The organism is Caballeronia glathei, from assembly GCF_000698595.1.
Taxonomy (GTDB): Bacteria; Pseudomonadota; Gammaproteobacteria; order Burkholderiales; family Burkholderiaceae; genus Caballeronia; species Caballeronia glathei.
This window is the reverse complement of the sequence record NZ_JFHC01000013.1, coordinates 65107-85041: the sequence shown is the minus strand read 5'-3', so window position 1 is coordinate 85041 and position 19935 is coordinate 65107. Positions and strand designations below refer to the sequence as shown.

The 19935-nt window shown below is 63.5% G+C and carries 17 protein-coding genes; 1 reads left to right on the top strand and 16 read right to left on the bottom strand.

The features are described from left to right. Positions 1-15 precede the first annotated feature (15 nt). From BG61_RS11390 to BG61_RS11340, 11 genes are all read right to left on the bottom strand, one after another. Positions 16-930, bottom strand: a complete 915-nt coding sequence (locus BG61_RS11390) for an NAD(P)-dependent oxidoreductase (RefSeq protein ID WP_267908588.1) — start codon at positions 928-930, stop codon at positions 16-18. Between the two features lie 19 nt (positions 931-949). After that, complete coding sequence (locus tag BG61_RS11385; RefSeq protein ID WP_035938519.1) at positions 950-2299, bottom strand: MFS transporter; 1350 nt, start codon at positions 2297-2299, stop codon at positions 950-952. A gap of 102 nt (positions 2300-2401) precedes the next feature. Then, positions 2402-2794 (bottom strand): carboxymuconolactone decarboxylase family protein, encoded by a 393-nt coding sequence (locus tag BG61_RS11380; RefSeq protein ID WP_035938520.1) that lies wholly within the window; start codon positions 2792-2794, stop codon positions 2402-2404. 108 nt (positions 2795-2902) lie between these two features. Next, a complete protein-coding gene (locus BG61_RS11375) occupies positions 2903-4336 on the bottom strand; it encodes an aldehyde dehydrogenase family protein (protein WP_035938522.1) in 1434 nt (477 codons plus the stop codon). A gap of 33 nt (positions 4337-4369) precedes the next feature. Next, complete coding sequence (locus BG61_RS11370) at positions 4370-5251, bottom strand: NAD(P)-dependent oxidoreductase (protein WP_035938523.1); 882 nt, start codon at positions 5249-5251, stop codon at positions 4370-4372. Between the two features lie 59 nt (positions 5252-5310). Then, entirely contained in the window at positions 5311-5637 is a 327-nt protein-coding gene (locus BG61_RS11365) for an NIPSNAP family protein (RefSeq protein WP_035938526.1), read from the bottom strand. A gap of 52 nt (positions 5638-5689) precedes the next feature. Further along, positions 5690-6589, bottom strand: coding sequence for an NAD(P)-dependent oxidoreductase (locus BG61_RS11360; protein ID WP_035938527.1), 900 nt, complete (start codon positions 6587-6589; stop codon positions 5690-5692). Positions 6590-6642: 53 nt separating this feature from the next. Then, a complete protein-coding gene (locus BG61_RS11355; RefSeq protein WP_035938529.1) occupies positions 6643-8004 on the bottom strand; it encodes an MmgE/PrpD family protein in 1362 nt (453 codons plus the stop codon). 22 nt (positions 8005-8026) lie between these two features. Further along, the gene (locus tag BG61_RS11350) at positions 8027-8809 is read right to left on the bottom strand and encodes an SDR family NAD(P)-dependent oxidoreductase (RefSeq protein ID WP_035938691.1); all 783 of its coding nucleotides are present in this window, start codon (positions 8807-8809) and stop codon (positions 8027-8029) included. 11 nt (positions 8810-8820) lie between these two features. After that, a complete protein-coding gene (locus BG61_RS11345; RefSeq protein ID WP_035938531.1) occupies positions 8821-9621 on the bottom strand; it encodes an N-acyl homoserine lactonase family protein in 801 nt (266 codons plus the stop codon). Between the two features lie 60 nt (positions 9622-9681). Next, positions 9682-11085, bottom strand: a complete 1404-nt coding sequence (locus BG61_RS11340) for an MFS transporter (protein WP_035938533.1) — start codon at positions 11083-11085, stop codon at positions 9682-9684. Between the two features lie 190 nt (positions 11086-11275). Between BG61_RS11340 and BG61_RS11335 the strand changes: the two genes are divergently transcribed. Beyond that, the gene (locus tag BG61_RS11335) at positions 11276-12202 is read left to right on the top strand and encodes a LysR family transcriptional regulator (RefSeq protein ID WP_035938536.1); all 927 of its coding nucleotides are present in this window, start codon (positions 11276-11278) and stop codon (positions 12200-12202) included. A gap of 50 nt (positions 12203-12252) precedes the next feature. Here the strand turns inward: BG61_RS11335 and BG61_RS11330 are convergent, their stop codons facing one another. The 5 genes from BG61_RS11330 to BG61_RS11310 form a co-directional block, all read right to left on the bottom strand. Continuing rightward, complete coding sequence (locus BG61_RS11330) at positions 12253-13638, bottom strand: MFS transporter (protein ID WP_035938539.1); 1386 nt, start codon at positions 13636-13638, stop codon at positions 12253-12255. A 78-nt stretch (positions 13639-13716) separates the two neighbouring features. After that, positions 13717-15069 (bottom strand): MmgE/PrpD family protein, encoded by a 1353-nt coding sequence (locus BG61_RS11325; RefSeq protein ID WP_035938541.1) that lies wholly within the window; start codon positions 15067-15069, stop codon positions 13717-13719. A 24-nt stretch (positions 15070-15093) separates the two neighbouring features. After that, positions 15094-16002, bottom strand: a complete 909-nt coding sequence (locus tag BG61_RS11320) for an NAD(P)-dependent oxidoreductase (RefSeq protein WP_035938544.1) — start codon at positions 16000-16002, stop codon at positions 15094-15096. 442 nt (positions 16003-16444) lie between these two features. After that, entirely contained in the window at positions 16445-17350 is a 906-nt protein-coding gene (locus tag BG61_RS11315) for a transglutaminase family protein (protein WP_035938547.1), read from the bottom strand. Beyond that, positions 17347-19920 (bottom strand): circularly permuted type 2 ATP-grasp protein, encoded by a 2574-nt coding sequence (locus BG61_RS11310; RefSeq protein ID WP_035938549.1) that lies wholly within the window; start codon positions 19918-19920, stop codon positions 17347-17349. Before BG61_RS11310 ends, BG61_RS11315 begins: the two co-directional genes overlap by 4 nt. Positions 19921-19935 lie beyond the last annotated feature (15 nt).

Genomic DNA, 19935 nt, shown 5'->3' with positions numbered 1-19935 from the left:
CTGCCTCCTGGTTGATCAAGCCTGATCCTTGAGCCGCACACCGCCGGACACGTCGCCGATCGCATCGACGACGCGGTTGCTGATCTGGTCGCCGTAGCCGAGCGCCGTCGCGAGACCGAAACTCGCCAGCGGTCCCGACGCATTGAGCGACGACACGCCGAGCTCGCGAATGCGGTCGATATACAGCACCACATCCTTCGTCATCAGCTTTGCGGTGAGTCCGCCCTCCAGATAGTCACCATCGACGATCTTCGGAAAACGGTTCTGCGTCGCGAAATTGACACCGCTGCTGCTGTTGAGCACGTCGAGCAGCCGATGCAGATCGAGCCCGGCCTTCTTGCCCGCGACCATCACTTCAGCGGTGGCCGCAAGGCTCACTGCGTTGAGAAAATTGTTCAGCAGCTTGGTGGTGTGTCCCGCGCCGCTCTCACCCATGCGCTGCACTTTCGCAGCAATCGGCTTGAAGACCCATTGCACGCTTTCGATCGCGGCAGCGTCGCCGCCTACCATCAAGGTCAGTGCGCCCTTCTCCGCTGCCGCGGCGCCGCCGGAAATGCCGGCGTCGATATACTGCACGCCGCGTTGACTGAACCGCTCGTTCAGCCGGATCGTCGAACTCGCCGCGGCAGTACTCAGGTCGATCACCGTCTGACCCGCACGACAGTGCGCGAGAATGCCGTCATCACCTTCCGCCACCGCTTCCACGACACGACTGTCCGGCAACGACAGCAGCACGATGTCTGCATGGACGACCACCTCGCGCACCGATTCAGCCACCCGCGCGCCGGCGGCTTCGGCACGCGCGGGCAGCGGGTCGTAGCCGAGCACGTCTATTCCCGCTTCGACCATGCGGCGCGTCATGCGCCCGCCCATGTTGCCGAGCCCGATAAATCCGATTCGTTCCTTGTTCATGGTTTCCTGCCTGAGTATTGGAGGCTGAGTACTGGTTTCAGAAATCGACGTCCTTTGTCTCCGGTCCCATCCACGCGCCGATCATGCCGATCACGCCGCCGATACACAGCAGCACCACGGGCGTCATCCGCAGCGGCATGAACGCACCGAGCCAGTTCATATAGAACGCGTAGAACGAGGGGATGATCACGGACAGACTGAAGCCGACGCCGAAGCCGGTTGCGCGCACATCGGTCACGAAACGCTCGTTGATGTACGTGACGATCACGCCCCACGGCGAGGTCACGAGCACCGCGAGTACGCAGACGAGCAGCATGATCGTCGCAAGCGACAGGCCGTCGACGTTCGACAGCACATACAGCAGCGCGGCGCCGACGGTAGCGATCAGCGGCCCGACGATCACGAAGAAGCGGCGGCGGCCGATCTTCTGCCCCAGCATGCCGGCGCCGATATAGCTGAAGAACAGGACGAAATACGACAGCAGCAGCGTCGAGGTCATCTGGAAGCCGCTCAGATGCAGCGTGTGAACCAGCAAGCCGGTGGGAAGGAAAATCGTGATGATGTTCTGCGTGAGCCAGAAGCCGCTCATCATCAGCAGCACCTGGATCAGGTTGCGGCCGCTCTTGCCGCGAATCAGGTCCGACAGCGGCAGCTTTTCGCTCTTCTCGCTGCTCTCTCCGGTTTCACTCTCCCAGATTTCTGATTCCGCGACCTTGTGCACGTAGTACAGCGCGAGCACGCCTGCCAGCAACGCGCCGATAACGAATGGAACCCGCCAGCCCCACTGCGCGTAAGGCGAATTCACACCGTTGAGCGGAAAGAGCACGAACATCAGCATCGCAACCAGATTGATCGTCACATACGCGGCCGGAAACCCGGCGATGATCAGCCCGCCGACAAAACCGCGCTGCTCCTTCTTCGAATACTCGATCGCAAGCGGCATGGCGCCGGTATAGCCTCCGCCGAGGAAGATGCCGTCGACGAAACGCAGCAGTACCAGCAGCCAGTACGACACGATGCCGATGCTTTCATACCCGGGCAGAAGCGCAATCAAGAGCGTGACGACGCCAAAGCCCGACACCGAATAGATCGACGCCTTGCGCCGGCCGATGCGATCGGCCACCATGCCGAACATCAGGGCGCCGATCGGCCGGCCGAGCAGCGTGGTGATAAACACAAGCGAGGCAAGAATCGCCTCCATGCCGCCAGAAAGATGCGGCGGCTGGAAGAAGAAGAGCACCGGCGAAAGGACCACCACCGGCAGATAGATGTCGAACATGTCGATGAACTCGGAGAAGAACGCGCCCTTGATCGCGTTACGCCTCTTCGCATCGACTGCACTCTCGCTCCCGTCCCGGGCGACGTTGTCTGCTGTCAGCGCTTTCATGCATGTCTCCAATATCGTTATGCCGCATCACTCGCGGATGCGTGCTGTCGCTTTCCGGTCCGCGGCATGCTGCGAAACGGTCCGGGCATGGGCGTCGCCTCTTTACTTGATCGCTTCAGCCTCGTACGCCTTGATCGCTTCCGTCGCCACACGAAACGCCGCAAGAGCGAGCGGCATACCGCAATACACCGCGGCCTGCAGCAGCACTGCGCGGATCTCATCCTTCGTGACGCCATTCTTCAGCGCGCCCTTCACATGCACCGACAATTCGTGGTGCTGGCTCATCGCGGTGAGCATGCCGATGTTCAACATGCTTCGCGTCCTGAATGGCAATGTCTGGTCGCCCCAGATGTCACCCCAGCAATACTCGGTGACAAGCTTCTGCATGGGCCGGTTGAAGTCGTCGGCGTTGGCCCACGACTTTTCGACGTGCCCCGCGCCCAGCACTTCCTTGCGGTTCGCGAAGCCTTGTTCAAAACGGTTGTTGTCTTCCATCGTCTGTTTCCTCTGCAGTTCGTGATGCAAATCTGAATATTCGTCTTCGTGACCGATTGTCCTACAATCCATTCGAGCAAAATTTTTTAGACCGCGACACGGGATGCGTCAGTCCGTGCCGTAGCCCACCATCGACTTGATTTCGAGGTATTCGCGCAGCCCCGCTTCGCCCCATTCGCGCCCGTTGCCTGAACGTTTGTAGCCGCCGAACGGCGCGTTGAAATCGACCACGGGGTAGTTCAGGTGCACGCCGCCCGCGCGCAGTTCGCGCCCCACCTTGCGGGCGCGCTCAATGTCGCTGGACTGAACGTACGCGGCGAGGCCGTAGTCGGTGCCGTTGGCGATCTCGATCGCTTCTGCTTCGGTGTCGTAAGGCATCATCGAAAGCACGGGCCCGAAGATCTCTTCACGTGCGATAGTCATGTCCGGGGTAACGTCGGCGAAGATCGTCGGCTTGACGAACCAGCCTTTGGCCAGGCCTTCCGGCCGGCCGGTGCCGCCGGTAACGAGCCGTGCGCCTTCATCGATGCCTGTCTGAATCAGCGTCTGCACGCGCTCGAACTGATTGCGGTTGACGAGCGGGCCAAGCTGCGTCGTGACCTTGTCGGTCGCGCCGACACGGTACGCCTGTGCGGCCCGCTTCGCGATCTGCGCGGCATCGTTCATCAGATGACGGGGCACCAGCATGCGCGTCGGAATCGAACACGACTGTCCGGAGTTGGTAAAACACGCCGTGACACCGCGCGCGACGGCTTCGTCCAGGTTCACATCGTCGAGCAGGATGTTTGCCGACTTGCCGCCGAGTTCCTGCGCCACGCGCTTGACCGTATCCGCAGCCGTCTTCGCGACCAGAATGCCGGCGCGCGTCGAGCCGGTGAACGAGACCATATCGATATCCGGATGCGCGGCGATCGCAGCGCCCACGCCGGGGCCGTCGCCGTTCACGAGGTTGAAAACGCCCGCCGGAACGCCAGCCTCGTCGAGCACTTCGGCGAACAGGAGCGCGCTGAGCGCCGAGAACTCGCTCGGCTTCAGCACCATCGTGCAGCCCGCCGCAAGCGCCGGTGCAATCTTGACGACGATCTGGTTCACCGGCCAGTTCCACGGCGTGATGAGCCCGCATACGCCGACCGGCTCCATTCGCAGACGCGTGCTGCCGCGTTGCTCTTCAAACGCGAAGTTCTCGAGCACGCCGATCAGTGCATTCAGATGCGCGGGTCCGCGCGCCGCCTGCCCGTTGCGTGCAAACGTGATCGGCGCACCCATTTCGATGCGCATCGCCTCGGCGAATTCGTCATAGCGGCGTTCGTAGATCTGCAGAATCCGCTGCAACATCGCAATGCGATCGGCGACGCTGGTCTGTGCGTTCTTCGGGAACGCACGCCGCGCCGCGGAAACGGCGCGATCGACATCCGCCGCGTTACCTATCGCCAGTTGCCCGACTTTCGCTTCAGTAGACGGATCGATCAGATCGAACCATGCCGACGACGACGACGGGTCGACCCATTGTCCATCGATATAAAACTGTCCTGCACGAGACATCGCAGACTCCATCCAGAGTTGATTCAAGCGTGCTTACTCTTTCGCCAGCAGCCGGTACATCTCCGTGTGATCGGTGGCCGGCGTAGAGCGTTGCGAAACCTCATCCCATAGCGCGGTGCAGGTAGCGCCGAGCTTCATCGGATAGCCCACCGTTTCCGAGAGCGCACGAGCGATCTTCAGATCCTTGTTCATCAGATGCAGGGCAAAACCCGAAGCAAACGAGCCGCTCAGCATGAACTGCTTCACCTTGTTTTCCGACGTGTTGCTGCGGCCTGTCGACGCGTTCAGCACGTCGGTCATGGCTTCCGGATCGATGCCGAAGCGTTCGGCAATATGCAGCGCCTCGACCGTGGCGATCAATCCCGCTGCCGACACGTAGTTGTTCAGCGCCTTTGCCGCGTGCCCGGCACCGGCGGTGCCGATGTGCAGGACGCTCTTGCCCATCGCTTCGAGAAGTGGCCTGCAGCGTTCCAGCACCGCCGCATCGCCGCCTGCAAGGATCGCGAGCGTGCCCTCCTTCGCCTTCTTCACGCCGCCCGACACCGGCGCGTCCAGATACGCCAGCCCGTGTTCCGCGAGCGTCGCGCCGAGCTTGCGTGACCGTTCGGGCTCCGACGAACTCATGTCGATGATCACCGCGCCTTTTGACAGCAGACGGCTCCAGGCCTCGTCACCGCCGCCAAGCAGCACGGTTTCGACGACGTCCGAATTCGGCAGCATGGTGATCAGCGCGTCGAGCGACGATGCGTTTGCCGGGCTGAGTGCCGCTGCCCCGAGCTGTGTCCTGAGCGCCGCCGTGCGCGCTTCGTCGACATCTGCGATGAACAGCTCGAAGCCGCCATTGGACAGACATTGCGCCATTGGCGCGCCCATCATTCCGAGCCCGATAAAACCAATTCGTTGTGGTGCTTTCATCTCACTTACCTTCGTGAATCAAGTGGATCGCATGCGAGTTGAAGGCGGCGCGGATGCTTCTAGCGCAGCTTCGAAAACGCGGTCGGTGTGAGGAAATGGTTTTCGATGCGCTCGACGATAGCCTTTTCCGCCTCGCTTGCCGCACGCTTCGCGATCCACTCCTGATCCGCCTGAAAGGCATTCCATTTGGCTTCGCGTTCAGCGAGGCTTTCCCACTTCAACAGGTACGTCAGCGCGTGATTGCTCGGCCCGATCAGCGTCGTCCAGAAACCGATTTGCTCGATGCCGTATTTTTCGAAAAAACCCAGCGTCGTATTCGTAAAACGCTCTTGCAGCGCCGGCAGCCGGCCTGGTGCGCAGTGATAAATCCGCATTTCGACGATCATGTTTTCAATCCCGTTAAGTGAATCGGTAAGCCGCTGCATGAACACGCGGGGTTCAATCCGTCAGTCCCTTTCCTTCCGACCAGCTTTCCACGTATCTGACCAGTTCGGTCATGTCGCGCGCCTTGCCGTCTTGCATTGCCGCGATGTTCCAGATCTGCCGCACGGTGTTACCGACCCACATTGGCACACCGAGCGCCTGACACTCGTCGACGGCAAGGCCAATGTCCTTGCAGACGCTGCTGATCGGAAAGCCGAAATCGAACGTGCGCGGCAACACCTGCTTTGGAAACTTGTCGAGCGTCGCGCCGTTCTTGCCGCTGCCGGCGTTGATCACCGCCATCATGACTTCGGGGTCGATACCGCCCTTTAGCGCGGCCACATACGCCTCCGAGGTGATCGCGAAGGCCGTGGACGACAGCATATTGTTCAGGAGCTTGAGGAGTTGGGCTTGCCCCGCCTTTTCGCCCACCACGAAGACCTTGCCGAACACATCGAACAGTTCACGCACCTGGTCGAGCGCCGCCGGCGTGCCCGCCGCCATCACCGCGAGCGTTCCCTTTTGCGCGCCGGCCGCCCCTCCGCTGACAGGCGCATCCACGGTTTCGATGCCTTTCGCCAGCAGGCCTGCCGCGACTTCCTGCTCAGCGCGCGAGCCGACTGTCGAGAGATCGACCAGCACCTTTACCGTTTCTCCGTGAACGATACCGTCTGCGCCCAGCGCAACCTCCTTGAAGATTGCCGGCGTAGGAAGGCTCGTGAAGACGATCGTCGCCGTGTCGGCGACTTCACGAACGCTCTTCGCCACGCGCGCGCCGATCGCCGCAAGCTCCGCCATCGCCTGATCGTCGCGATCGAAGACAACCAGCGTGTGACCTGCCTCGATGAGACGACGGGCGATCGGCCGCCCCATGACACCGACGCCGATAAAACCGATCAGTTTCCTTTCCGCCATGACCTTTCCTCGTCAATAAAAAGCATTCGCTCTGCCGGGCACGAATCAATGCCCTAAGCGCCACAGGCGCGCGCAAGCCGCATCGGCGCGGCTGCATCACCTGCACTGTCGAGCGCCCAAAGCGCGTCGATCAACGGTTGGGCCGCCACGCCCGAGCCGCCATAGGCGGTGAGCTCCCGCAGCTTCGCCTCGAGTTCGGCATCCGCAAGCGGTGCCTCGAGGCTGCCGCGCGCGGCGTCCACCTTGCGCGAGACGGTGCCGCCCGAGCGCAACGTGACGATGACCTGGGCCGACTCGACAGGGAAACGCGGATCGTCGATGAACACGACGCGACTGCCGAACGCGCGTAGCGCCGGGTCCATCACGCTCGCATCGCTGAATTCCGCAAGACCCGCCTTGCCCTTCGCGAGCGCGACGGCGACCGCATGCTGCGCGCTCACCTGCGATTCACGCCCCGACCGGATGCCCGGGCGGTCGGTTCGCTCGCGCAGCAATGGATGACCGACCAGTTCGATACGCTCGATGTCGGCAAGCGAGAGCTGCGCGCCACGTGCGAGATCCAGACACGCTTCGATCACCGGGTTGAGCACGACGCCGCACGGATAGGGCTTGTATGTGTTCGACAGCAACGCCCAGTCGCGGCCGAGGCCTTCGCTGATCGCGCTGAAATCGGGTCGTTCTGCGGTCACCCGCAGGAAGCCGCGCTCGCCTTCGAGGGGCTGCCCGGGGCCCGAAAACCCTTCCGCCGCCAGCAACGCGGAGAGCAATCCGTTGCGTGCCGCATTGCCCACGCTAATGCTTTTCGACATGCTGCCCAGGGTCTCGACCAGCCCCGACGCCTGCGCGGACGCGTTGCCGAACGCCCAGGCAATATGCTGCGCATCCAGTAGCATCGCCCGCGCGGCGCCCGCAGCCGCGCCGAACACGCCGCACGTCGACGTGATGTGCCAGCCGCGCTGGTAATGGCCTGGCGAGACGGCGTTGCCGAGCCGGCACTCCACTTCGACGCCGAGCACGAATGCGAGCAGCAACTGCTCGCCGCTGAGTGGCGCGGACTGTGCCAGCGCGAACAGCGCGGCGGCGACAGGCGCCGTCGGATGGATGATGGTCGGCAAATGCGTGTCGTCGAAATCGTAGACGTTCGCGCTCATCGCATTGAGTGCCGCGGCGTTCAGGATATCGGTGCGTTCGGGACGGCCAATGAGACTGGCTTCCTCCGCGGAACGGAAGCGCCCGTATACCGCTGTGGCCTTTTCGACCGCCGGATCGGCGCATCCCGCCAGCGCCACCGCAAAATAGTTCACGAGCGCGCGCTTGGCTTCGTGGCGCACCGCGGGCGGAATGTCGTCCCAGCGTGTACGCGCGATGAATTCAGCAAGCTGCCGGGTGAGCGCCGGGGCTTTCCCCACCGGCATGTCCGCTGTCTGTGGTTCGCGTTCAGCTCGCAAGCCAGCCTCCCTCGATCGGCATCGTCGCGCCGGTGATCTGGTTCGCCGAGGCGCTGCACAGAAACACGAGCAAGTCGGCCACATGCGCAGCTTCGACAAGCTCGCCGGTGGGTTGCTTGCCGCGGAGAAACTCGCGCACGGCATCGTCGCGATTGAGTCCGCGCGTATCCATCAGTTCGCCGATGCGGCCGTCGATATTCGGCGTCAGCACCGAACCAGGACAGATCGCGTTGCACGTGATGCCCTGATTGACCGTTTCGATTGCAACTGCGCGCGTCAAACCGAGCAGCGCCGTCTTGGTTGTCACGTAGTCGACGCGATTTGCGACCGCGCGCGATCCATACACGGACGTCATGTTGAAGATCCGGCCCCATCGGCGCGAGCGCATGTCGGGCAATGCAAGCTGGATCGCACGAAACGCCGCACTCAGATTGACGGACAGCGCCTCGTTCCAACGCTGCTCCGGAAAGGTATCGATGCTCGCAAAATGCCTGACCACCGCGTTGTTCACCAGCACGTCGATCGATCCCATCTGTTCACGCGCGGCGTTCAGAAGCGTATCGACCGCGTGCGTGCTGCGCAGATCCGCCTGCAGATAGACCGCCACGACGCCCTGCTCCTTCAGCTCGCTGACTGTGCGCTCCATGGCCGCCGGCCGTTCCAGGCCGTGCAGCACGATATTGCAACCCGCCCGCGCAAGCCCCTGCGCCATCGCGAGACCAAGGCCGTTCGACGAACCGGTGATCAGCGCGGATTTTCCTTTCATCGTCATGTGCATGGCGGTTAGCGCGGCACCACGTCGAGGCGCGCGATCCATCCTTCCGTTTCGCGATCGTGCGGCGCGTAGCGCTTCAGCACATCGGGGTCGTGGCCGGGAATCACATGTTCCGCCGAATCCGCGAGCCGGTGCGCAGCAGCGTACCCCTCGAGCATGTCGCCGACGTTGTAGACGCCAGGAAACGGACGGCTCTGCTGCATGTTCGCGTAGAAATGCGACGCGTCCGACGCGAGCACCACCCAGCCGCGCGCCGTATGCACGCGCACGACCTGCAGGCCGTTCGTATGACCGCCGACCCAATGCACGCTTAAGCCCGGCGTCAGCGACGATGCGCCGTCGTGAAACTGAACGCGGCGATCGAATACACGACCGACCATCGACTTCACGTCTTCGGCCTCGAAGGGATGGCTCAGACTGCCGTGACACATGCAGCGCCCGGTGCAATAGGCCATTTCGCGATCCTGTATGTGATATCGCGCGCGAGGAAAAAGCGAACGGTTGCCCGCATGGTCGTAGTGCATGTGCGTGATGATCACGTCCTCCACCGCGTCGGCGCGAATGCCGATTTTCTTCAGACCGTCCTCGACGGAATGCGTGATCGTGCGCCCACGCTTGCCGGCCATTTCGGCGTCGAACCCCGTGTCTACGATGAATGCGCGCGACTCGCCGACCACCGCCCAGACGAAGTAGTCGAGAGGCATCGATACGTCGTGCGCGTCGCCGCCGAGAAAGTTCTCGGGCGCGCGACGGTCGTGGAATGCATATTTGACGGCGAAGATACGGTAGTTCTCTATCGGCGAAGACATGTCTCGATGTTCCTGTTTTCCTGATTGATTCGGTTTGCGTCGGCAGATGGACTCAACTTCTTATCGACCCGCTGTAGCTGTTCGCGCTTCAATGCCGCCGCCTTCGACGCTCGCGGCCTGCGCGGCGATCTCTTCAAGCGAGCGGTTCTTCGTTTCCACTCCGAGCACGCCAACGATCAACGCCTGCAGCAACAAGGTGCCGACAATCAGCGTCACCACGCCCGCTATACCGAAACCGCCGAACGCGGCCGCTACTGCATACGGCACAAGAATGTTCACGCCGCGCCCGATGGTGTTGCACAGGCCTGCACCGCGCATTCTCAACGCGGTCGGAAAGAGTTCCGGCACATAGCTCGCCACGCTGAACGACGACAGCACATAGATGCAGCAGGTAATGGCAAAGCCCGACGCGATGATGGCGGCCTCCGATCGGGCAAACGGATACGCAATGCCAAACACCATACCGATCAACGAGAACGCCACGATGCCCCACTTGCGCCCCATGCGTTCGGCCAGGGCAAATGCGATCAGCGATCCCAGCGGGCCGCCGGCGAACATCAGCGTGGTCAGTCCGAGAGAATTCGACATGCTGTGCCCCTGCTTCACGAGGAAGGTCGGAATCCAGCTGACGAACGCGTAATTAACGGTAAAGAGCGCGACGAGCACCGTAATACCGGTGATGGTGCGTGTCAGCAGACGGCGCGAAAACAGATCGCTCAGACGCGCTGGTGCCTCGACAGGTGTCGCGAGATCGCGCTGCGCCGTGCCGCCTGCTGCAGCGTGCGGCACGACGCCGCACGCCACTTCGATGCGCGACACGATCTGGTCCGCCTCCTCGGTCCGCGAGCGGGACGCAAGCCAGCGCGGCGATTCCGGCATCGATTTGCGCAGGAACCAGACGACCAGCGCACCGGCGCCCGCGATCACGAACATCCAGCGCCAGCCGTAGCGCGGCACGATCAGCCAGCCAAGAAATGCCGCGAGAAACAGCGACGTATTGATGATGAGATTCAGGATCGTGCCGAACCGGCCGCGCCACGCGGCCGGAATGAATTCGCTCAGCGTGCCGTAACCGACCACGATTTCCGCGCCCATGCCGACGCCCATCACCAACCGGAAGAAGATCAGCCAGTAGATGGAAGGCGCCAGTGCCGCCGCGATCGATGCAAAGCCGTAGATGCCGAGATTGAACTGATACGAGAAGCGGCGCCCGAAGCGGTCACCCAGCACACCGGAGAGCCACGCGCCCGCCATCATGCCGATGAAGGTCGCCGATACGAAGGCCGCATTGAGTTGCAGCGTGGATTCGCCCTTCTGAACGAGCGCGGCAAGTACCGTGCCCGCGATGTAAATGTCGAACGAATCGAAGAACATGCCGGCCGCGATCAGCCCCAGCAGACGCCAGTGAAATCCGGACAGCGGTAGCCTGTCCAGTCGTAAGCCAATGCCCGATTCAGAAACCATGTCGACCTGTCTCCGGTTTGAATGCTCGTGGTGCGTCGTCGCGCGCCTTCTAACTGATTATATTCCTGTCATACAATCCGTCAAGCAGGTTGGATGGTGAGATTTGGCTGCTTTGCTATTTCAGTTACGATGACCACGACGCCCCCATGCAGGGCTGCGCTGCATGTCACCTCCTTCGTGGATCGCAAGCATGGAAATCCGGCAATTGCAGTACTTCCTGAAGATCGTCGAGGCCGGCACGCTGTCCCGCGCTGCGATTTCAATGTCTGTCGGTCAGCCGGTGCTGAGCCGTGCGATCAAGTCGCTCGAAGATGAATTCGGCACCCCGCTCTTTCATCGCACCGGCCGCGGGGTCGTGCTGAGCAGGGCGGGCAAGCTGCTTGAACAACATGCCCGCGTGGTGCTCGACGCGGTCGGGCATGCGGAGTTCGAGATCAATGCCTTGAGCGTCGCGCCGGCAGAACGCGTGGTGGTCGGCCTGCCGCCTTCGGTGGGTGCCGTGCTCACCGCACCGCTTGTCAGGCAGTTCAGCCGTGAACTGCCGAACAGTGCGTTAGGCATCGTCGAAGGGTTTAGCGGCTACATGCTCGAGTGGCTGCTGTCTGGGCAAGTCGATGTCGCGATTCTTTATAACGCGCCGCGTCTGCGCACGCTGGCCACTGATCCGCTCGTGACCGACGAGATCTTCCTGCTCGGTCCGGCGAATGACCCGGCCAACGTCGGCGACGGACCGGTGCAGGCGGCGCGGCTCGCCGGAATTCCGATGATCCTTCCGACGTTGCCCCACGGGCTGCGCGTGCTGTTCGATCAGGTGCTCTCGAAAGCGGGTGCATCACCCACCGTACAGCTCGAAATCAACGCGATGCCGTCCACGCTCAGTCTCGTCGAAGCCGGTGTCGGCTACACGATACTGTCGTATTCGTGCGTGCATGCACAGGTCACGAGCGGCAAGATCCGCTGCTGGCGCATCGTGCAGCCGACGATGACCCGTTCGCTCGTGGTCGCAACGTCGACCAAACATCCTGTCACGCGCGAAGCGCGCCTTCTGATGCGCATGATCCGCAAGCAGATCGACCGGCTGGTCGACGAAGGATGCTGGGCGCCGGCCGGTCTCTAGCGCAATCAATGCAGCGGCATGCAGGGTTGCCGCCGCACCTCGGACGCGCTTCACGTGCGCCGGTATTGCGGGGCCGCGTCATGAAGTCCGGCCACGGTGTCCAGCTTGTCGGCGTGTACTTCTTCGAGCGATCGCATCCGCGTCTCGATACCGAAGAACACCAGCACGGCGACGAGGAACATGAACAGAAGCGCCATCAACGTCACGACACCGAGCAGCCCCGCCATCGAATACACCGCGACGACCAGATAAGGCACGCCCACGTTGGCGAGCCTGCCGAGCGAATTGCACAGTCCGACGCCACGCAGGCGCAGACGAGTCGGGAACAGTTCGGTGACATAGCACGCAACGCCCAGCGCCGACGTCACGTAGATGCAAGTGGTGACGCCGAAGCCGACCGCTGCGATGGCGAAGCCGTTCGTGACGAACGGATACATCATGCCAATCGCCGCGCCGATCACGGAGAACAGCACGAGTCCCCACTTGCGTCCGAGCCGGTCGGCTATCGCAAAGCTGATCAACGAACCCGCGGGACCGCCGGCGAACATCGCCGATGTCAGCAGCAGCGAATGCGACACGCCAAAGCCCTGCTTGATGAGGAACGTTGGCACCCATGAGACGAACGCATACATCACCGAGAACGACATGCAGATCACGGTGATGCCAACGAGCGTGCGGCTCAACTGCCCCGGTGCGAACAGTTCCCGAAGCTGCCCGCGATCTTCCGGCAGCGCTGGCACGCGCGCAGGGTCCTGTACCTGCACGCTCTCTGCTTCGATCGCACGCGTGACGCCATCCGCTTCGTCATGCCGTCCGACTGAAGCAAGCCAGCGCGGCGATTCCGGCATTGCCTTGCGCAGATACCAAACCACCAGCGCGCCTGCGCCGGGAATGACGAACATCCATCGCCAGCCCGCGTACGGGATCAGGATATAGCTCGCGGCCGACGACAAAAACAACGACGAGTTCGTGATCAGATTGAGGATCGCCGCGTAGCGTCCGCGTGAACGGGCCGGCACGAATTCGCTGAGCGTGCTGTAGCCAACGACGATCTCGGCGCCCAGTCCGATGCCCATCACGAAGCGAAAAAAGATCAGCCAGTTCATCGACGGTGCCAACGCTGCGGCAATCGAAGCGAGGCCGAAGACCGCCAGATTGAATTGATAGGAAAAGCGCCGCCCGAAGCGATCGCCGAGGACGCCCGCCATCCAGGCCCCTATCGTCAGGCCGGCGAAGCTCATCGAGATGAAGAGCGCGTTCAGATGGATATCGGAGATGCCTTCGTGCACCAGGGCGCCGAGCACGCCGCCGGCTAGGTAGTTGTCGAAGGCATCGAAGAACATACCGGCACCGATCAATGCAAGCAGGCGCCGGTGGAACGGGCCGATGGCAAGCGCATCCAGGCGCTGCCCGACTCCGGACTGTGCGGGGGTCATCGGTTGTCTCCTTGTGTTTTATTGGTGTGCTGCTGATTCGCCTTGCCGCCATGTTCGCTTCGGTGGCAACGAAGCCTGCTACGCAGGCGGCGGCACGGTCAGCCGGATCAGCTCGTTCATGTCGGCGAGCCTCTCCACGTTCCAGCAGCACGACATCAGGCGATCGACGCTGCCGCGTGGGATGACGTCGGCCTGATCCGCGAACTTTCGTTCGAGTTGGGCATCGCTAAGCGGCCGCGCGAGGTTGCCGAGCGATTGCGCCAGATCTTTTGACAGCACGCGGCCGTCGGCAAGCTGCACCTCGACGCGAACGCTGTCTTCGCTCACACGCTCGTCACCGGTCGCCTCCGTGATCTCGCGCAGGCGCTTGAGGACAGGATCGGTTACGACGTCGTCCGTGAATTCACCGAGTCCGCCCTTGCCTCTTCCGAGGCCGATCGCCGCTGCGTGATAGATCGAGAACTTGCCTTCGAGGCCGCACGTGATGTGCTGCTTGTTGCACAGATCCTTGACGAGCGGCGCCACGCGCAGCCTGACGGCGACGATGTCCGCGGCGTCGATGTCGTGTTCATCACGCATCTGGATGCAGGCGTCTATCGTTGGATGAATCACGATGCCGCAGGGAAACGGCTTGTATGCGTTCACCCGGAGATCGAAGTCTTCGCCAAAGCGATCGGCGACCTTCGAGAGATCGTACGCGGCGGCTTGCACCGCCGCGAAACCGCGTGGTCCCTCGAGCGAGCGCAGCCCGGCCGTGAAGCCCTTCTGCGCAAGCAGCGCCGCCATATAGCCGCTTTGAGCGGAGCGCCCCGGGTGAAACGACTTCGCCATCGAGCCGAACATTTCCCTCAGACCCGCCGACTGAGTCGCGGCAAGACCGATCGCATGCGTCATCTGTAGCTGCGTCAGGCCGAGCAACCGGCCGATCGCCACGGCCGCACCGAACACGCCGATCGAACCGGTGCTGTGCCAGCCCGCATCGTAATGCGCCGGATAAGTTGCATTGCCGATCCGCGACACCACTTCGAAGCCGACGATGAAAGCATGCAGAAAGTCGCGGCCTGTCACGCGTCGTTCGCTCGCGTAAGCAAACAATGCCGACGCCACCGGGGAGCTGTTGTGGATGTAATTGCGCGGCGTGGTGTCGTCGTAGTCGTGAACATGCGAGCTGATGCCATTCAGCATCGAGGCAAAGAGCGGATCGAAGCGTTCGCGCCGCCCGATTACTGCAGCACTCGGCGGCCCCGCATACGGGCCGAGCGCATCGATCGCGATATCCATGGCGGGATGCAAACTCCCGCCGAGCGCGCAACCGGTAATGTTGAGCAGCGCACGCTTCGCTTCGTGTACGACGTCGGCGGGAATCTCCGCCAGCGAACTGCCGACGATCTGCGCGGCGAGCCGGCCGGTCGTCGCTGTTTCTGTGCTCATCCTGTGTCTCCGTGGTGTCGTCTTTCAGTGCTTGCGAATCTCGGCGCCGCCAAGGCGCTCGCTCATCAGCGTCACGGCGGTGTGGTCGGTTCCCGGGCCCAGCAGCGCCGAAGCGCCACCCCAAAGGTCGCGGCAGAGCGACGCGAACGGAACGTTGAGCCCTTGCTGGCGCGCAATCTCGAGCGCGATCACGAGATCCTTCACCATCAGCTCGATCGAGAATCCCGAATCGAAGCCGCGTGTCAGCACGTATTGCTTGAACTTCTTCTGCGTGCTGTTATTCACGCCCGACGACACATTGAGGATGTCGACCATCGTCTCGGGATCGATGCCGAACTTCGCGCCGACCAGCAGCGCCTCGACGCCGATCAGGAAGCCGCCCGCCGACACGAGATTGTTCAGCGCCTTCATCGCATGACCGCTGCCGAGCGGGCCGGTGCGGATCACGGAGCCCATCGCATCGAGAATCGGCATCGCGTCGTCGATCAGCGAGCGCTCGCCGCCGGCCATGATCGTCAACTCGCCGCTGCGTGCACGCGGCACACCGCCGCTGACCGGTGCGTCGAACAGGTGCACGCGCTGTTTCGCGAGGCGCGCCGCCATGCCGACCGTTGCGTGCGGCACGCCCGACGTCATATCGATGACGAGCGCGCCTTCGCGCAGGTGTTCCGCGATGCCGTCGTCGCCGAACAGCACGCTCTCCACGACCGCGCTGTTCGGCAGAATATTGATCACGATGTCACAGGAGGCGCCGAGCGTGGCCAGCGAGCCGGCATGCCCTCCACCTACCGTCTCGACGAATTTCTCCCGATGGGCGGCGCGAACGTCATAGGGAACAAGCGGAAAACCGGCCCGCAACAGGCAGGCGGCCATCGGCCAGCCCATAGCGCCGAGGCCGACAAAGCCGATCCGTGGCAACTGCGAAGATTGCATGAGATGTCGTCTCCATACTTGTTGATTAGTGATCCGGCCGATCCCGATGAACACCAAACCCGCGCACAGAGCTTTCATTTCTTTCGCACTGTCTGCCCGGATGCGTGCCTTGGCGAACGCCGATGTGACGTATGTTAGTCGCGGGCTGCAGGAAGGACATTGCCGTTTCAGGCATACCAGAGTGGCTGGTTTGGACATAGCGCTGGCTCGCGCCAGGCTTCGTTCAGCCGATGGAGCGCGGCGAGGGGAGGACTTCCAGGAGATCGACGTGGATCATCGCGCTGGGCTCGCTTTTCTTTTCGGCCGAGATGCGCTCTGCAAATAGACCCGGACGCCCGAGGCGCAGCAAATGCTCGCCGATCAGTTGATGGACGACATCGCGAGCTTCGTCACGGATGCGGCGAGGAGACGGTCTGCGGAGACGCCGCGCCCCGGTGCGCGGTCACTTTTTCTCAGCGTCCAGCGCGAGCACGGTCACGCCGACATCCACGCGATGCGAGCCGCCACCGAGAATGAGTCCCCGCAGCAGCGAGACATCGCTGTAATCGCGGCCGATGGCGAGCGTCACGTGACCGAGATCGGCGAGCACGTCGTTGGTCGGATCGAGGTCGATCCAGCCGCTGCCCGGGCAGAACACCGACACCCAGGCGTGCGATGCGTCCGCGCCGATCAGCTTCTCCTGACCCGGCGCGGGATCGTTGCGCAGATAGCCGCTCACGTAGCGCGCGGGCAGCCCGATGGCCCGCATGCAGCCGATCATAACCTGCGCGAAGTCCTGGCAGACGCCGCTGCGCAGGTCGAACGCGCGGTGCGCGGGCGTGTCGTAGGAGGTCGAGAGCGGCCGGTACTTGAAGTCGGCGTGGATCCGGTGCATCAGGTCGATGGCGCCCTCGGCAAGAGGCCGGCCCTCCGGAAAGCTTTCGAGGCCGTAGTCCTGCAGATCCTGGCTGAGCCCGATGTTCGGCGACGCAAAGCAGAATTCCGACTCCGGGAGAAACGGCGCGCCCACACTGAACCGCATGCCGGCGGCGACCGTATCCCAGGCGGGCGTCGCGGCGGGATCGAGCGACGCCCAGCGCGGCGTCAGTTCCACGGTCGCCTCGCTGATCATCTGAAGCGACCGGTGCGGCGACTCCAGCGAGAAATACAGCACTTCGTTGCCAAAGGCATCGACGCGGCTATTGATATACGACGGTGTCGGCTCGATGCTTTCCTCGTACGAGAGCACGCGCTGCCACGCGCAGTTCTGCGGCCGCGTGGTCGCGAGATGCTGCGCCGTCTCCACGTACGTGGAGTAGCGGTAGGTCGTGCGGTGCGACACCGACAGCACGGTCTTTTCGATCTTCACGACGACACCTGCAGGGATTGCGTCTTCGCGTGGCTGAAGTAGCGCGCGCTGATTTCGTGGGCGGCGGCGCTCACGTGATCCGCGAGTTCGTCGCAGGCGGCGATGACTTCCGTGTACCGGGCCTGCGCGTCCGTCGTGCACAGCGTTTCCAGCCCGCGCAGCGATGCCGCGAAACGCGTCGCCTGGTGAAAATCGCCGTGGCCCGCGCGGTTCGCCGCGAGCGAGATTTCGACGAGCTTCGCGCACAGGCGCTTGTAAACGCCATAGAGGCCGCGCGGATTGGTCGGCTCGACCACGAGCAGGTCGATGAGCGGCGGCACCTCGAAGCGCCCCGGGTACAGCGAACGATACGTGAGCGTGCTGTCGAAGAGTTGCAGCAGGAGATCGAACCCGCCGGGCGTCGCGATCTGGCCATGTTCGGCGGCCGTGCGCAGGAACGTCGCCATGGTGATGACGCGCTCGATGTGGCGTCCCACGAACACGAGCCGCCACGCCTCGTCGCGTGTCATGCGATCCCCTTGCGCGCCGCTGATCGCCAGCAGTTGCGCCGCCAGGTTTTCGAGCGTGCGAGTGAGCAGCACGCGGTCGTAGCGCTCGATGCCGGGCGCCGCGTGAAGGGCCTGGATGGCGTCGCGGAAATCGTTGCGTGCCGCGAGAATCGTGCGCCAGTGGTCGGTGGAGAGGCGCCCGCGAATCTCGCCGCTTGCGCGCGCCTGGCTCGCGAGATTCTGCCCGATGCTCGCGGCCGGGCCGCCCTCGCCGAGATTGGCGACGAGGATCCGTTCGAGCGAAGCGGCGGTGTGCCCGACGAGCGGCGTGCCCGGCGGAAGCAGGCCCGACTGCGACGCGAGGCTCACCATCGTGTCGAGCATGCCCTCGGCGTCGTTGCTTTCGAGCGAGGAGAGGATCACGCGCACGAGCCGCACGTTGTTCTCGGCGCGCTCGCTGTAGCGGCCGGCCCAGAACAGATTCTCCGCCGCGCGGCTCGATACCGTGCGGTGCTTGCGCGCGAGGTCCTCGGGCGTCATCGGCGTGGGCAGCAGCGAGAAGGTCGAGCTCGGATGGCTCGACAGCACCCACGTGTCGACGCTGCTGCTGCCGTATTGCATCGACACCGACGGCTGCCGCTCGGCGCCCAGGCGCGTGAAGCCCCCCGGCATCACCGACCAGCCGCCGTTCATGTCTGCGATCGCGTAGACGCGCAGCACCGACGAGCGTCCCGCGATCGTGCTCTCCTCGTAGCGCGGCGCGTGCGAGCCGGGAAAGAGCTCCTGGATCGTGAAGGCATCGGGCATCGCCTCGATACTCTTCTGCCAGTCGGCGAGCGGCTGCAGACCGTCGCCGAAGCCGCGGGGACTGTGCCCGTCGAGATCGACGCCGGGCCAGGTCGGAATGATGAACGCCTCGCCGAGCGTTTCCAGCGCCGACTCGCGGGCCGCCTCTTCGCCGCACCACCAGGTCGGCACGCTCGGGAGTTCCAGGCGCTCGTTGAGCATCGAATGCGAGATGGCCGGCAGGAAGCCATGCAGCGCCGGCGATTCGACGAAGCCCGAACCGGGCACGTTCGACACCATCACGTTGCCCGCGCGCATCACCTGCAAAAGGCCCGGCACGCCGATGGTCGAGTCGGCGCGCAGTTCCACCGGATCGCAAAAGGCATCGTCCAGGCGCCGCAGCAACACGTGGACGCGTTCGAGCCCGGCGAAGGTCTTGAGGTAGAGCTTGTCGTCGCGCACCGTCAGGTCCTTGCCCTCGACGAGCGTCACGCCGAGATAGCGCGCCAGAAATGCGTGCTCGAAGAAGGTCTCGCTGAATGGCCCCGGCGTGAGGAGCGCAATGTGCGGCGAGCCCTCGCCCGACATGGTGGCGCGTCCGCCCTCGACGAGCGAGGCGATGAGGCGCGAGTAGAACGGCGCGAGACGCCGGACCTGCATCGAGCGGAACGCATCGGCGAACACGCCCGCGACGATCAGCCTGTTTTCGAGCGCGTAGCCGAGGCCGGACGGCGCCTCCGTGCGATGCGCCATGATCACCCAGTCGCCGCTCGGCGCGCGGGCGAGATCCACCGCGACGAGCTGCAGATACTGCCCGCCGGGCGGCACGAACCCCTTTACGGAGCGCAGGTAGCCCGGGTGCCCGAAGACGAGCGCGGGCGGCAGGAACCCTTCGTGCAGGAGCCGCTGGGGACCGTAGACGTCGCGCACGATCGCGTTGAGCAGCGTGGCGCGCTGCTTCACGGCGCGCTCGAGCACGGTCCATTCGCCCTCGTCGATGATGAACGGCAGCACATCCAGCGACCACGGCCGCGGCTCGCCATTGTCGGCGTAGACGTTGTAGCTGATGTCGTTGTCGCGCACCTGCTGGGCGATGGAATCGATCGCGTGATCGAGTCCGGCGATGCCCTCGTCGCCGAGCAGTTCGAAAAAACGCTGCCAGGTCTCGCGCAGGTGCCCCGACTCGTCGCGCAGTTCATCCCAGTGTCCTTCCCTCACTGGGAGCGCGCGCAATGGGGTTGAGACCTTCGCGCGGCTCGCGACTTCTTCGAAAGGAAGACTAGATTGGACGGACAAATTGCACCGGTCTTG

Excerpts from the sequence above, each read along its gene's own strand:
- BG61_RS11345 (WP_035938531.1), bottom strand. The coding sequence starts at position 9,621 with ATGTCTTCGCCGATAGAGAACTACCGTATCTTCGCCGTCAAATATGCA.
- BG61_RS11365 (WP_035938526.1), bottom strand. The coding sequence starts at position 5,637 with ATGATCGTCGAAATGCGGATTTATCACTGCGCACCAGGCCGGCTGCCG.
- BG61_RS11375 (WP_035938522.1), bottom strand. The coding sequence starts at position 4,336 with ATGTCTCGTGCAGGACAGTTTTATATCGATGGACAATGGGTCGACCCG.
- BG61_RS11320 (WP_035938544.1), bottom strand. The coding sequence starts at position 16,002 with ATGCAATCTTCGCAGTTGCCACGGATCGGCTTTGTCGGCCTCGGCGCT.
- BG61_RS11325 (WP_035938541.1), bottom strand. The coding sequence starts at position 15,069 with ATGAGCACAGAAACAGCGACGACCGGCCGGCTCGCCGCGCAGATCGTC.
- BG61_RS11385 (WP_035938519.1), bottom strand. The coding sequence starts at position 2,299 with ATGAAAGCGCTGACAGCAGACAACGTCGCCCGGGACGGGAGCGAGAGT.
- BG61_RS11370 (WP_035938523.1), bottom strand. The coding sequence starts at position 5,251 with ATGAAAGCACCACAACGAATTGGTTTTATCGGGCTCGGAATGATGGGC.
- BG61_RS11340 (WP_035938533.1), bottom strand. The coding sequence starts at position 11,085 with ATGGTTTCTGAATCGGGCATTGGCTTACGACTGGACAGGCTACCGCTG.
- BG61_RS11335 (WP_035938536.1), top strand. The coding sequence starts at position 11,276 with ATGGAAATCCGGCAATTGCAGTACTTCCTGAAGATCGTCGAGGCCGGC.
- BG61_RS11360 (WP_035938527.1), bottom strand. The coding sequence starts at position 6,589 with ATGGCGGAAAGGAAACTGATCGGTTTTATCGGCGTCGGTGTCATGGGG.
- BG61_RS11380 (WP_035938520.1), bottom strand. The coding sequence starts at position 2,794 with ATGGAAGACAACAACCGTTTTGAACAAGGCTTCGCGAACCGCAAGGAA.
- BG61_RS11330 (WP_035938539.1), bottom strand. The coding sequence starts at position 13,638 with ATGACCCCCGCACAGTCCGGAGTCGGGCAGCGCCTGGATGCGCTTGCC.
- BG61_RS11350 (WP_035938691.1), bottom strand. The coding sequence starts at position 8,809 with ATGACGATGAAAGGAAAATCCGCGCTGATCACCGGTTCGTCGAACGGC.
- BG61_RS11355 (WP_035938529.1), bottom strand. The coding sequence starts at position 8,004 with ATGCCGGTGGGGAAAGCCCCGGCGCTCACCCGGCAGCTTGCTGAATTC.